The sequence below is a fragment of the Neisseria sp. 83E34 genome (assembly GCF_001308015.1).
Lineage (GTDB): Bacteria > Pseudomonadota > Gammaproteobacteria > Burkholderiales > Neisseriaceae > Neisseria.
Genome location: NZ_LGYH01000008.1, coordinates 43132 through 56365, shown reverse-complemented (window position 1 = coordinate 56365; position 13234 = coordinate 43132). Strand labels below are relative to the sequence as shown.

Genomic DNA, 13234 nt, shown 5'->3' with positions numbered 1-13234 from the left:
GATTTATCCTTTCCGCATCGGTTTGACAAACAGCCACATAAAAAACGGCCCGCCCAGCAAGGCGATGATGATGCCGACCGGTACATCGACCGGATAGGTTATCCAGCGTGCCGCGCTGTCCACCGCCAGCAAAAACACCGCCCCCAGCCATGCTGAAAGCAGAATCAATTTGCTGCGCCGCCCTCCGACGGCTTGCGCCAGCACGTTCGGCACCATCATGCCGAGAAAACCGATAACGCCCGACAATGAAACCGCCGCGCCGGTGAGCAAAGCCGCGCCGACCACGGTTTGCACCCGCGTCGCATTGACCGAAATCCCCATGCTGACCGCCGTGTCTTCGCCCAGCATCAGGCAATCCAGCCGCTTGCCCGCCCAAAACAGCAACACCAGCCCGATAGCCATCACCAGCGCAGCATACAACGGTGAAGTAAATCCCGCTTCAGCCAAACTGCCCGATAACCAAATGGTCGCGCTGCGCAATACCATGTCGTCGGATAAAAACAGAATCAGGCTCACGATGGCCGCCGAAAACGCGCTCAACACAAAGCCCAACACCAACAGTCCCAACGTGCCGCCGCCAAACAAACGGTGTATGCCCAAAATCAGCAGGCACACCGCCAACGCTCCGGCAAAAGCGGCCAGCGGCACGCCGATCGCCCCCACGCCGAACGCCAGCACGATAATCACCCCCAATGCCGCGCCGCCGGAAGTGCCGATTAAACTCGGGTCGGTCAGCGGGTTTTCAAACAAAGCCTGCAACGCCGCCCCCGCCGCCGCTAAAGCCGCGCCGACCAACAGCGCGGTGGCGACGCGCGGCAGACGTATGCTTTGCACGGTTTCGTCCATCTGATACGGCGGCTGCCACTCGCCGAAGCCGATACCGGCGCAGAACCAAACAAGTGCGGCGGTAAAGATGAGGCAGAGAATTAATGGAATAGGTTTCATTTATAATATAATTATTTATTTCAGACAGGCATATCTTTGTAGATAAACCCAACAAATTAACGTGCCAATAATTTATCCAGCAAAGCTTTTGATTCATTCAAGGAATCAATCTGCCGGTCAATATCCGCACGTTTATCTTCCAATTTTCCACGTAAAACAGCGCAAAAATCCTGAGGTTCGTCATTCAAACAATCCCGCAGCAACGCAATATCTTTCAAAGCCAAGCCTGCACGATTCAAAATGATTATTTTTCTTATAAAATCAATATCCTGTGATTTATAAACACGGTATCCGCTGGTGTTTCTTTGAGGAGAAACCAGATTTAACTTTTCATAAAAACGTATCATGCGGATACTGGTTTTGCAGGCTCGAGCCAATTCGCCGATTTTCATTTTTCTTCCTAAAACAATTGACCCTGACATTATGTCAGGTTTTAGACTTCGATATACCCAAACTATATAATGAGGAACAGATGATGAATCGACGCGATTTTTGTTTAAGCGGTGCCACTGCCTTATTAACCGCCTGCACAGGGCAGCTTTTTTTCAAAGCATCAGGCAAGATTAAAAAAGTTTATATTATCCACGGATACGCTGCTACACCGGACGATCATTGGTTTCCCTGGCTGAAAGCCCTATTGGAAAATCAAAATATTGCCGTCGATGCCGTCAAACTGCCCCAAAGTCATCAGCCCGATTTCGACCTCTGGCAAACTACGCTGGCCGAGCATATAGGCAAACCGCAAAAAAATGATATTTTTATTGCACACAGTTTAGGCACTATCAGTCTATTGCATTACCTTTCCAAACATAAACCCATGTCCATAGGCGGACTGATTTTAGTGTCGGGCTTCGGCCGGCGCTTGCCTAAACTTTCTACCATAAACGGTTTTAATGTGGATGCTTATATAGACTCAGCCAATCTTGATTTGGCTGCCATACGCACCATGTCTCCCCAAATTTACAGCATCATCAGCGGAAACGATTCTATAGTCGATCCGGAAGAAAGCTTGAAATTGGCCGAACAACTGCACAGCAAAATCATTAGCATACCCAAAGGCGGACATTTTCTGGCACAAGACGGATTCAGGCAGTTGCCTCAAATTCTGCCTCCGCTAAAACATTTCTTAGAGCCATAAAACAATACTTTCAGACAGGCATATCATTACAGACACTCTATAACTGATTACTCCTGTCTGAAAACCAGCCGCGCTACTTCGCCAACCCGTTCAACTTCTTCACAATCTGCGGTGTATCTAAGCCGTAGCGGAACATATCGTTGGCTTTCCATAAGTAAATCTTACCGTTTTTGGCGGCGTTGCTGCCGGCGATTTCAGGACGGGCGGCGAATTGTTTGGTGCCGCCGATCAGTTTTTCGTGGTGGTCGGCGATGATGATCACGTCGGGTTTGGCGGCGATCCATGCTTCGCGGTTGAGCGGTTTCATGCCGTCGAGGTTGCCTGCTGCGTTGATGCCGCCTGCGCGTTTGATGATTTCGTCGGCGGCGGTGTTTTTACCTGCGACGATGCGGCCGTCGTAGCTGAAAAGGTAGCGTTTGCCGTTTTGCGGCTGCTGTTTCATGTCGGCCTGCCATTTGCCGGCCAATGCGTCGGCTTGGGCGGTTTTGTTAATCAGTTTGCCCACGGCGCGGATGCTTTGCGGGTAGGCGGCGATGCTGTCGTCGGGAGCAACGTTCACGGCATTGACGCCGGCTTTTTTCAGGTTGGCAAAAATAGTGGCCGGCTGCACCATCCACGAACCGATTGCCACATCAGGTTTAGCAGCGATAATCGGCTCGACGGTCAGCTGGCGGTGGATGCCGATGCTGGGCTTGCTTTTCAACACGGGGTTTTGAACGGTTTGGTCGCGGGCAACGATTTCGTTGGCGGCACCCAATGCGACAACGATATCGGCCACGTCGGGCGACATCACCACGATACGTTGGGCGTAGGCGGTTTGCATGGCCGCACACAATACGGCGGCGGCGAAGATGGTTTTTTTCATGTGTTTTTCCTTTGTGGATATAAGGGTTTTCAGACGGCCTTTGGTGTATGGGGGAGGCCGTCTGAAAGGTTTGGTTAAGACTTTATGCTGCTTTTACCGGTAGGGCGGGCATCTCTGCCCGCCGCATTGGGGCTTTTTATTTATCGGGTACATGGCGGGCAAGGATGCCTGCCCTACTTTCAGACGGCCACAATGCCTGTCTGAAAACATGATCAAGCATCAACCCGCTTGCAGCAGCTTATCGGTAATCTCGCGCCATACTTCGAGTTCCGGCTCGCCTTCCTGCCGTCTGCCGAAAATCTGAATCACGGTTTTGCGGTGGTTGTCGAAACCTTCCACACAGGTAACGAAGCCGTCGCGTATCGGGCGGCGCACTACCCAAGTTTCTACGATTTCATCATCTTTCAGATGCATGCTGAAGCCTTCTTCTTTGCCGTCGAGCACGTTGAGGTAGCCGCGGGCGCGCACGACGTTGTGCACTTTGCCTGTCTGAATCTGCACGAGGCCGCGGTTGCCGGCAAAAATCATGATTTCGATGCCGCGGTCGCGGGCGGCTTCCAGCACTTGCTGCCATGCTTCGTGACTCAGCAGTTTGGCCGCGCCTTCGGGGGCGTGGCGGTAGGCGGTTTGGCGGTCGAGATTGAATGTTTCCAGCAAGCCGCCGAAGTGGTGTACGTCTTTCAATTCGTTCCAACGCTCTTGAAACGCGGCTTCTTTTTCAGACAGCAATGCGGGCGTGGCGGTTACGGGCGGCAATTCGCCGGTTTGGAATGCGGGCTTGCCTTCGGTGCGGAACGCGTCGAGCAAGGCCTGCCACTCGGCTTCTTTGCCCTCTTCGCGCATAAAGACTTTCTGCACGGATACGCCGAATTCGTCGTAAAACTGAATCGAACGGGACACTTTTTCGCCGTCGCGGTTGGTTACGGCCAGCACATGATGCCAGCGCGCCGGAAAAATCCGCAGGTCGATGCCGCCCACGTTGACGGCGATGCCCGAAGTCGGCGCCATGCTCACATTTTCATACACGCCCTGCTTTTCGTGCACACACACGCTGTTGCGCACGATGCACTGCACCAAGCCCAGCGTGTGCAGCTTCAGCACAATGTCGCGCACATTGTTTTTGCCGCCGAGGTAAACCGTTTCCGGCGCATCGGCCATCAACGCGCCTTCGCTCACGCCCAAATCGGCGGCGGCTTCGCGCGGGAAATACATACCCTGTTTTTGGGCTTTGTTGGCTTGGTATTGTTCCCAAAGATTCATTCGATTCTGCTCCTTTTTTCTTGCTCTCTGCTTTTTCAGACGGCCTGTCTGAAACCTAACACCGAGGCCGTCTGAAAAAATGTGTTTAAAACTTCAGCTGTAACGAAGCAGCCACATTGCGGCCGGGCTGGGTGTAGGTATCCATAGTGCCGGTGTCCGCTACGCCCGCCACATCGGCATGCTGCCAGTATTTTTTGTTGGCAATGTTATATATATTCAGGCCAAGCTCTAGATTTTTAAGCGGTTTGTACCAAACGCCTGCATCCCAAACGCCGTAGCCGGGCGTTTTGAAATAGCTGGCATCGCTGGTGCGGTTTTGCGCTCTCGCCCAGCGCAATTTGGTGCCTGCGCCCCATTTCTCTTGAGCGTAGTCCAAACCGATCACGCCGTTGAGCGGATAAGCGGTGTCCAGCGGTTTGCCTTCGCCGTCTTTGCCGCGCATCCAAGCGATGCTGCTGCCGAGTTGCCAGTTGTCGCCGAATTTCACAGCCGCAGCGGCTTCGATGCCGTAGGTTTTTACTTTGTCCAGATTGTCGTATTTGAACACATTGATCGGGCGGCCGCCTGCGCCCTGCTCAACTCCGACCTGCTTGCGGCTGATAAAATCGCGGTAACGGTTATAGAAGGTGGTTACCTGCGCTTTGGTGCGCTCGTCTTTATATTTAAAGCCCAGCTCGACGCTGTCGGAATGTTCCGATTTCAAGTTGTTGTTCGGAATCACTTTATAGCCGTGCTGGCTGTTGTTGAACGACATAGTGGCCGTATCAAACGGCGGCGTGCGGAAGCCGCGCGAATAAGTGGCAAAGCCGGTAAACGCCTCACCGAACGGCACGCTCAAACGCAGACTGGGCGTAAACGAACTGTCGCTGAAATCTTTCGGCAGGCTGTCGGGCCTGCTGTTCAGATAGGCTTGATCGATTTGCGGTTTGAGCTTTTCATGCTCGAAACGCAAGGCCGGCGTCAGCACGATGCCGTTGGGAAACGCCAAGCTGTCTTGCGCATAAAGGCTGACGGTGCGGCGGCGCGAATCGGGGAAGGTTTTGTTCGGATACAGCGCGCCGGCATACATTTTGCTGATGCTGCCGTCGCGGCCAACCGTGGTGCTGTCGCGCGGACGCTCCGTGTCGGTTTGTTTGAATTCCGCGCCCGCCACAATGGTGTGTTTCAGACGGCCTGTATCGGCTTCAAACACGCCGCGGGTATTGATGCCTTGGGTGGTTTGGTTGAAACCGTAATCGGAATAGCGGATGCCGTCTTCAGTGATGCGTCCGGCCATGCGGGCGGTTTCATCAGTAACCGCATCGTCTTCCGATTTCAGCCTTTGCCGGTAAACGTAAATATTGGCTTCTTTCAAGGCGGAGTCGCCGCGGTAGCGGTAGCCCAATTCAATACGCTGGCGGCGGGCGCGGTCGTCCGACGAACTGGCTGTCGTTGTGGTTACCCGCGGGCCGCGCGGCGCACCCGTGCCCAAAGTGTTCAGCAAATCGGTTTCTTTCTTGCGGTAAAAATGCTCGAATAAGGCTTCTACGCGGTGGTTTTCATTGCCCGCATCGCCTTTGGCTAAGATATTGTAACTGCGGAAATCTTGCGGATTCGGTTTGGTACGGCTGCCGTTGCGCGTATCGACGCTGCCGCGGTTTTTGCTTTCATGGCCTTGGCGGCGGGTCAGCATCAGCAAACCCTGTGCGTTTTGCGCATAACCTGCTGCCGACGCAGTCACGCCGTGGCTGCGGTCGCGGCTGCGGTAGCTGTGTTTCAAGCCGAAGTGGAAAGGTTTTTCGGCATCCACAAAATCAGCAGGCGAATAAGTGGAAAGATTCACCACGCCGCCCAAGGCATCGCTGCCATACAGTGCGGAATACGGGCCTTTCACAATATCCACCTGCTTCAAAGTATCGGCTTCCACCAAATCGCGGCCGGAAACCGCCGCATTGCTTCCGCCGCCCGCATACGCTTCGGGAATGCGGATGCCGTCCACCATCATCAGAATACGGTTGCCGCCGATACCGCGGATATTCACCCCCGCATTGCCGCGGCGGTTGTTGTCGGTCGGCACATCTACGCCCGGCTTGTACAGCACTAAATCATCCAAATCAGCCGCAGCCGCCCGATTCAACTCTTGGCGCGAAATCACCGCCACATTCGGCGCGGCTTTGTCTAAATTTTGCGCGTTGCGGTCGGCGGTTACGGTAACGGTTTTTACTTCAACGGTTTGCCCGTTTGCATACACTATTGGTGCAGTAAAAGCCAATGCAATCAACTGCACTGTTTTTTTCAAATACATTTTGTAATCCTTGATTTTAATATTATTAAAAATAATTATTATTTATATAATTCTTTGTAAGAAAATGCAAGCTTTAGAAAATGCAAATTCCTGTCTGAAAAGCAAAGCTTTGTTTTGATGAATAATAGAGAACAACGGGAAGATTAAGATTCGGGTAAAATAGCAAGGTTTTTTATTAAGGAAGTACCCATCATGCCCGATCAGGATTACCAGCAGCAATTAGCTGAAAAATCCGCCTATTTGCGCGATTTGTTTAAAAATCTGGCCATACCCGAGCTGGAAATCTATGCTTCGCCCGAGCAACATTACCGTATGCGCTCGGAATTCCGCATTTGGCATGAAGGTGATGACATTTGCTATGCCATGTTTGAGCGCGGACAAAAAGCTTCTTCCGCATCGTTAATCCGGCTGGAACAATTTCCACCGGCATATACAACCATCAACGAATTGATGCCTGTGCTCCTGGCGGAAATCAAACAATCTCCCGTATTACAAACCCGCTTATACCAGTGTGAATTTTTATCAACATTAAGTGGAGAAATGCTGGTTAGCCTGATTTATCACAAAAAACTGGATGATCAATGGCAAACCACAGCGGAAGCCTTACAAAACAAACTCGGCATTTTCATTATCGGGCGCAGCCGCGGTCAGAAAATCGTTTTATCGCAAGATTTTGTTACCGAAAAATTAAGCGTTGGCGGCAAGACTTTTGTATACCGCCAAACCGAAGGCAGCTTTACCCAGCCCAATGCCTTTGTGTGTGAAAAAATGTTGGAATGGGCATGCAATACTGCCAACGGCTTAGGCGGCGATTTGCTGGAACTTTATTGCGGCAACGGCAATTTCACCCTACCTCTGGCCGACCAGTTCCGCCGTGTATTGGCCACTGAAGTATCCAAAACATCCGTGCAGGCGGCGCAATGGAATATCGAAGCCAACGGCGCTGCCAACATCTCCATTGCCCGCCTTTCCGCAGAAGAATTTACTGAAGCCTACACCTGCTCCCGCACATTCCGACGCTTGCAAGAGCAGAATATTGATTTACAATCTTATGATTTTTCAACCATTTTCATCGATCCGCCTCGTGCCGGAGTAGATGAGGAAACGCTGAAACTGGTTGCACAATTTGATAATGTAATCTATATTTCGTGCAACCCCGAAACGCTGCACAACAACTTAAACCAATTATGCAAAACCCACATTCCGGTACGTTTTGCTTTGTTTGACCAATTTCCGTTTACCCATCATATTGAAAGCGGTGTGTTGTTGAAGAAACGTTGAAACAATAAATAAAGATGCCTGTCTGAAAAAGTTTTCAGACAGGCATCTGTTCATTCCATCCTGTTTAAGCTTCTTTAGCTTGCCAAGTGTCTTTCAAAGCCACGGTGCGGTTGAATACCGGTTTTTCTTTGCTGTGGTCATAACGGTCGGTAACGAAATAGCCCAAACGCTCAAATTGCCAGCGGCTTTCAGGTTCTAAAGTATCCGCAACCGGCTCGACATAAGCAGTGATTTCCTTCATAGACTCAGGGTTGAGGAAATCGGTAAACGGCAGGTATTCGCCGTCTTCACCGCGAACGGCATCCGGGCGCGGCTCGATAAACAGGCGGTCGTACAGGCGTACGGTAGCGGGTACGGCATGTTCGGCGGAAAGCCAGTGAATCACGCCTTTCACTTTACGGCCTTCCGGCTTCTTGCCCAGCGTATCGTGGTCAATGCTGCATTTGAGTTCGACTACATTGCCGTTTTCATCTTTCACCACTTCCTCGCACTTAATCACATAGCTGTAACGCAGGCGTACTTCTCCGCCGAGTGTGAGGCGCTGCCAGCCTTTAGGCGGATTCTCGCTGAAATCGTCGGCTTCGATATACAGGGTTTGGCTAATGGGTACTTCGCGCTCGCCCATTTCTTCGTGATGCGGGTGGTAAGGCGCGCTGCGGCTTTGAGTTTTGCCTGCTTCAAAATTGGTGAGCGTAACCTTAATCGGGTTTAAGACGGCCATCATGCGCGGGGCGGAATCTTCCAGCTCTTCGCGAACCGCCCCTTCCAATACGCTCATATCCACCACGTTTTCAGATTTGGAAATGCCGACACGCTTGGCAAACAGACGCAGGCCTTCGGGCGTGTAGCCGCGACGGCGCATGCCGGAGATGGTGGGCATACGCGGGTCGTTCCAGCCTGAAACGTGGCCGTCTGAAACCAGCTGGTTCAGTTTGCGTTTGGATGTGATGGAGTACAGCAATTCCAAACGGGAAAACTCGTATTGGCGCGGGTGGTTATCAATCGGAATGTTGTCAAGCACCCAGTCATACAGCGGGCGGTGAGCTTCAAATTCAAGCGTACACAGCGAATGGGTGATTTTTTCGATGGCATCGGAAATGGCATGGGTGTAGTCGTACATCGGGTAGATGCACCACTTGTCGCCGGTGTTGTGGTGATGCGCACGACGGATGCGGTAAATTACCGGATCTCGCAGGTTTACGTTGCCTGCGGCCATGTCGATTTTCAGGCGCAGGGTTTTGCTGCCGTCGGGAAATTCGCCGTTTTTCATGCGCATGAACAAATCGAGGTTTTCTTCGACGCTGCGGTCGCGGTAGGGACTGTTTTTGCCCGGCTCGGTGAGCGTGCCGCGGTATTCGCGCATTTCTTCGGCGGTTAGGTCGTCCACATAAGCTTTGCCGTCTTTAATCAGGCCGACAGCGTAATCGAACAGTTGGTCGAAATAATCGGAAGCATAGCGCGGCTCGCCCGCCCATTTGAAACCCAGCCATTGCACGTCTTCTTTAATCGAATCAACGTATTCTTGATTTTCTTTTTCGGGGTTGGTGTCGTCGAAACGCAGATTGCACAGGCCGTCGTAAATATAGGCCAAACCGAAGTTCAGGCAGATGGATTTGGCGTGGCCGATATGCAGATAGCCGTTCGGTTCAGGCGGAAAACGGGTTTGGATGGCGGTGTGCTTGCCGCTTTTGAGGTCTTCGTCAATAATGGTGCGGATAAAGTGGTTATCGGCAAATTGGTCTTTATTCATCATTTTGCGGTAGCCTTTGATTTTTTCAGACAGGCATATACTTTATGCAATGCCTGTCTGAAAACAAGATATGGAAAGGATTCAATTGTACCTTAAATCTGCCATTCTATGGGCGTTTGGCCGTGTGCTTCCAGATAAGCATTGGCTTGGGAAAAGTGGCGGCAACCCAAAAAGCCTCGGTGTGCGGAAAGGGGCGACGGGTGAGGCGCAGTCAAAACCAGATGGCGGTTTCGGTCGATGAATGCGCCTTTCTTTTGTGCGTGGCTGCCCCAAAGCATAAATACAAGATGCTCGCGCTGATCATTCAGGCGGTGAATCACGCAATCGGTAAACTGCTCCCAACCCAATGAAGCATGCGAATGCGCCTGCCCTGCGCGCACGGTTAACACGGTATTGAGCAGCAATACGCCCTGCTCCGCCCATTTTTGCAGATAACCGTGCCGGGGAATCTGAAAGCCTTCAATATCGGCCGCCAGCTCTTTATAAATATTTTGCAAAGAAGGCGGTATCTGCACTTCAGGCCGCACCGAAAAAGCCAAGCCGTGCGCCTGCCCGGCGCCATGATACGGATCTTGCCCCAGGATCACGATTTTTACTTGGTCAAATTCCGTGGCTTTAAACGCATTAAACACATCGTTTGCCGGCGGATAAACAATCTGCCCAGCCTGCCGCTCAGCTTTCACCGTGTTCAAAATATGTTGGAAATAAGGTGCTTCTTTTTCTGACCCAATCGCTTCTTTCCAAGTCTGCATAAATATTCCATATAAATCAAAAACAGCCTGCACTATAACAAAAGCTATGCCTGTCTGAAAATGATTCCGGCAATTCATTTACCCAACACTTAACCTAAACATTACATTCTATTAATCATTTAGTATAAGTTCAGGAACAAAATACTGCCTCCGCCCTCTAAACTGCTCAAGCAATGTATTTTTAAATATATAAAATATAAAAAATAATTTTTCCTGTCATTCTATTAACTTACAAAGGAGAATAATATGAAACTACACATGTTAGCCGCTTTGGTAGCATCTACTGCATTGTCGGCCTGCTCGGTTTTCGATAAAAAAGCCCCGGTTGCCGAACATTCCTGCAAACAAACTACTAAAGAAGAAATCGCGGCTTTATTCGACCGCTGGAATAACTCGCTGCAAACCAGAGATCCGAAAAAAGTGGTGGAGAATTATGCCGAAGACGGCATCTTGCTGCCGACACTCTCCAACAAACCCCGCCTGACACAAGCTGAAAAAGAAGATTATTTCAAACACTTCTTAGAGAAAAAACCAGTCGGCAAAATCGATATGAGCCATATCCAAATCGGCTGTAACGTAGCCAAAGATAACGGCTTATATACATTTACGTTTGCCGACGGTTCATCAGCCCCCGGTCGTTATACGTTCACTTACAGATGGGACGGCAACAAATGGCTGATTTCATCACACCATTCATCCCTGATGCCTGAAAAAACAACCGGTGCCAAAGGTAAGAAACACTAACCGGTTTCTTGATTCGAGGTAGCAACAATGCCTGTCTGAAATTATTCAGACAGGCATTGTTTAATGATTATCGCTATAAAACTTAATATTTGCTTCACAGCGATATCATATTTTATTTTGCAGAAGCTGCCGATGCTGCAACGGCTTCATCCTGCTTAAACCATTTGGCTTCGATATTGGCATAAGTGCCGTCTGCCTTAATAGCAGCCAAGCCTTTGTTGATTTTTTCGCGCAAGCCGTCATCGCGGCCTTTTTTAAGCGCAAAGCCGTATTGCTCTTTCGGAAACTCCGGATCAATAAACATGCGGTATTTTTTACCCGGGTTATTGGATACAAAGTTTTGAACCACGCCGTTATCGCCCACGGTCGCATCTACCCCGCCCGCTTCCAACTCTTTAAATGCCAAAGGCATGGTTTCGAAGCGTTTGATATTTGCGCTGTCTTTACCTTGCAAATCTTGCAAAATCAAATCAGCAGTTGTGCCGGTTTGAACGGATACGCTGCGTTTTTTCAAATCTTTGAAAGACTTAATATCGCTACCTTTCTCGGCGGTAACAATCATCTGAGTGGCTTCAAAATAAGGATCGGTAAAATCCACTTGCTGCTTGCGCTCTTCGGTAATAGTGATGCTGGCCAACGCCACATCACTGTCGCCTTTACCTACGTTGGCAAAAATGCCTTCAAACGGCGTGTTGACGAATTCAAATTTAATGCCTTCTTTTTCGCCTGCTGCTTTCAAGATATCGTGAGAGAAACCGATAACCTGATTATTCTCCATATATTCAAAAGGCGCGTAAGACGCATCGGTCGCAACGATATAAGTTTTCTGACCGGCCTCGGCAGCGTTTTGCCCATTGTCTTTCGAACAAGCGCCGAGCATGAGTGCTGCGGTTAAAGATGCTAATAGGGTAGCTTTTTTAATCATGGTTCTCTTTCATTATAAGATTCAATATTTATCATGATGCCTGTCTGAAAACACACACTTTTCAGACAGGCATTTTATTAAGGGAATCAGAATTTCACGCCTTTATGCAAAGCAACGATGCCTGCACTCATATTATGGTAATCCACGCTATCGAAACCTGCGTCATACATCATTTGCTTCAAGGTTTCCTGATCGGGATGCATCCGGATGGATTCCGCCAAGTATTGATAACTGTCGGCATCTTTGGCAATCACCTTGCCCATCAGCGGCAAAAGTTTGAACGAATACAAATCATAAGCAGGAGCCAATGGTTTGAATACTTTGGAAAATTCCAGCACCAAAAGCGTGCCGCCCGGTTTGAGCACGCGATACATTTCTTTCAACGCAGCATCTTTATGCGTCATATTACGCAAACCGAAAGCCACGGAAACCAAATTGAAATAATTATCAGGAAAAGGCAGCTTCTCCGCATCGGCCAAAGACACAGGTAAAATCAAGCCCTCATTCAACAGGCGGTCGCGGCCGACGCTGAGCATAGACGAATTGATATCAGTCAGCCACACTTCGCCTTCTTTACCCACGCGTTTTGCCCAGCCTCGCGACAAATCACCCGTTCCTCCTGCAATATCCAACACTTTATCGCCTTTTTTCAAACGTGCGGTGTTGATTGTGAAATGCTTCCAAACACGGTGCAGGCCGCCGGACATCACATCGTTCATAATGTCGTAGTTTTTCGCCACTGAGTGGAACACTTCGGCCACTTTGCCTGCTTTTTCGCTTTCATCAACCGTTTTATAGCCGAAATGGGTTTTGTTATCGCTCATGCTTTTGGTTTCCGTTTGATTTGGTTAATGTTTGCCGCAGCCGCCCGAAGCACAGCCGTTTGCATTTTTTTCAGACAGGCTTTCCGTTGATGCTTCCCGTGAAGCACCCGCCGCCTCAAGCCGGCGCAAATAATCGGCCCACATTGTATCGTATTCGCAAGCCAGTTGATATAAATAATCCCAGTCATACAAACCGCTGTCGTGGCCGTCGCTGAAAATAATTTTTAATGCATACTGACCAACCGGCTCCAAACCCGCAATACAAACGTTTATTTTACCCGTCTGCAAAGTTTCCTGCCCCGGCGCATGACCGCGCACTTCCGCGCTGGGCGAGTAAACGCGCAAATATTCGGCCGGCAGCTTTTTCACCTCGCTACCGTATACCAAAACCAGCGCATTTTTATCTTTTTGCAAGCGGATTTCTTCAGGAACAGGATGCTTCATAATTCGCATTTTTCAGATTCAG

13 protein-coding genes are annotated in these 13234 nt (G+C 50.1%); 3 read left to right on the top strand and 10 right to left on the bottom strand.

Going from position 1 to position 13234, the window contains the following annotated elements; genetic code table 11:
• Positions 1 to 3: 3 nt before the first annotated feature.
• Positions 4 to 945: an iron ABC transporter permease gene (locus AKG09_RS08890; RefSeq protein WP_054619098.1), complete on the bottom strand. Its 942-nt coding sequence runs from the start codon at positions 943 to 945 to the stop codon at positions 4 to 6.
• 56 nt (positions 946 to 1001) lie between these two features.
• On the bottom strand, positions 1002 to 1337 hold the full coding sequence (locus AKG09_RS08885) for a MerR family transcriptional regulator (RefSeq protein ID WP_054619097.1): 336 nt from the start codon (positions 1335 to 1337) through the stop codon (positions 1002 to 1004).
• 80 nt (positions 1338 to 1417) lie between these two features.
• On the opposite strand from AKG09_RS08885, the gene AKG09_RS08880 reads away from it, so the two are divergent.
• Positions 1418 to 2083 carry an alpha/beta hydrolase gene (locus AKG09_RS08880; protein WP_231623924.1) on the top strand — a complete coding sequence of 222 codons (666 nt, stop codon included), beginning with the start codon at positions 1418 to 1420 and terminating at the stop codon, positions 2081 to 2083.
• Positions 2084 to 2156: 73 nt separating this feature from the next.
• Here AKG09_RS08880 and AKG09_RS08875 read toward each other — a convergent pair whose 3' ends face one another.
• The 3 genes from AKG09_RS08875 to AKG09_RS08865 form a co-directional block, all read right to left on the bottom strand.
• A complete protein-coding gene (locus AKG09_RS08875) occupies positions 2157 to 2948 on the bottom strand; it encodes a hemin ABC transporter substrate-binding protein (protein WP_054619095.1) in 792 nt (263 codons plus the stop codon).
• Positions 2949 to 3167: 219 nt separating this feature from the next.
• Entirely contained in the window at positions 3168 to 4208 is a 1041-nt protein-coding gene (locus AKG09_RS08870; RefSeq protein ID WP_054619094.1) for a hemin-degrading factor, read from the bottom strand.
• A gap of 85 nt (positions 4209 to 4293) precedes the next feature.
• Entirely contained in the window at positions 4294 to 6492 is a 2199-nt protein-coding gene (locus tag AKG09_RS08865; RefSeq protein WP_054619093.1) for a TonB-dependent hemoglobin/transferrin/lactoferrin family receptor, read from the bottom strand.
• 192 nt (positions 6493 to 6684) lie between these two features.
• Here AKG09_RS08865 and trmA point away from each other — a divergent pair, with 192 nt between their 5' ends.
• Entirely contained in the window at positions 6685 to 7773 is a 1089-nt protein-coding gene (trmA, locus tag AKG09_RS08860; protein WP_054619092.1) for a tRNA (uridine(54)-C5)-methyltransferase TrmA, read from the top strand.
• 64 nt (positions 7774 to 7837) lie between these two features.
• Here the strand turns inward: trmA and AKG09_RS08855 are convergent, their stop codons facing one another.
• Both AKG09_RS08855 and ung read right to left on the bottom strand, forming a co-directional pair.
• Entirely contained in the window at positions 7838 to 9526 is a 1689-nt protein-coding gene (locus AKG09_RS08855; protein ID WP_054619091.1) for a glutamine--tRNA ligase/YqeY domain fusion protein, read from the bottom strand.
• Positions 9527 to 9615: 89 nt separating this feature from the next.
• Positions 9616 to 10275: a uracil-DNA glycosylase gene (ung, locus tag AKG09_RS08850; protein WP_054619090.1), complete on the bottom strand. Its 660-nt coding sequence runs from the start codon at positions 10273 to 10275 to the stop codon at positions 9616 to 9618.
• Positions 10276 to 10521: 246 nt separating this feature from the next.
• Here ung and AKG09_RS08845 point away from each other — a divergent pair, with 246 nt between their 5' ends.
• Positions 10522 to 11019: an SgcJ/EcaC family oxidoreductase gene (locus AKG09_RS08845; protein ID WP_054619089.1), complete on the top strand. Its 498-nt coding sequence runs from the start codon at positions 10522 to 10524 to the stop codon at positions 11017 to 11019.
• A 112-nt stretch (positions 11020 to 11131) separates the two neighbouring features.
• Here AKG09_RS08845 and AKG09_RS08840 read toward each other — a convergent pair whose 3' ends face one another.
• The 3 genes from AKG09_RS08840 to AKG09_RS08830 form a co-directional block, all read right to left on the bottom strand.
• Positions 11132 to 11944, bottom strand: a complete 813-nt coding sequence (locus AKG09_RS08840) for a basic amino acid ABC transporter substrate-binding protein (protein ID WP_054619088.1) — start codon at positions 11942 to 11944, stop codon at positions 11132 to 11134.
• A gap of 86 nt (positions 11945 to 12030) precedes the next feature.
• On the bottom strand, positions 12031 to 12768 hold the full coding sequence (gene ubiE / locus AKG09_RS08835) for a bifunctional demethylmenaquinone methyltransferase/2-methoxy-6-polyprenyl-1,4-benzoquinol methylase UbiE (RefSeq protein WP_054619087.1): 738 nt from the start codon (positions 12766 to 12768) through the stop codon (positions 12031 to 12033).
• 24 nt (positions 12769 to 12792) lie between these two features.
• On the bottom strand, positions 12793 to 13212 hold the full coding sequence (locus tag AKG09_RS08830; RefSeq protein ID WP_197272141.1) for a gamma-butyrobetaine hydroxylase-like domain-containing protein: 420 nt from the start codon (positions 13210 to 13212) through the stop codon (positions 12793 to 12795).
• Between the last annotated feature and the right edge of the window lie 22 nt (positions 13213 to 13234).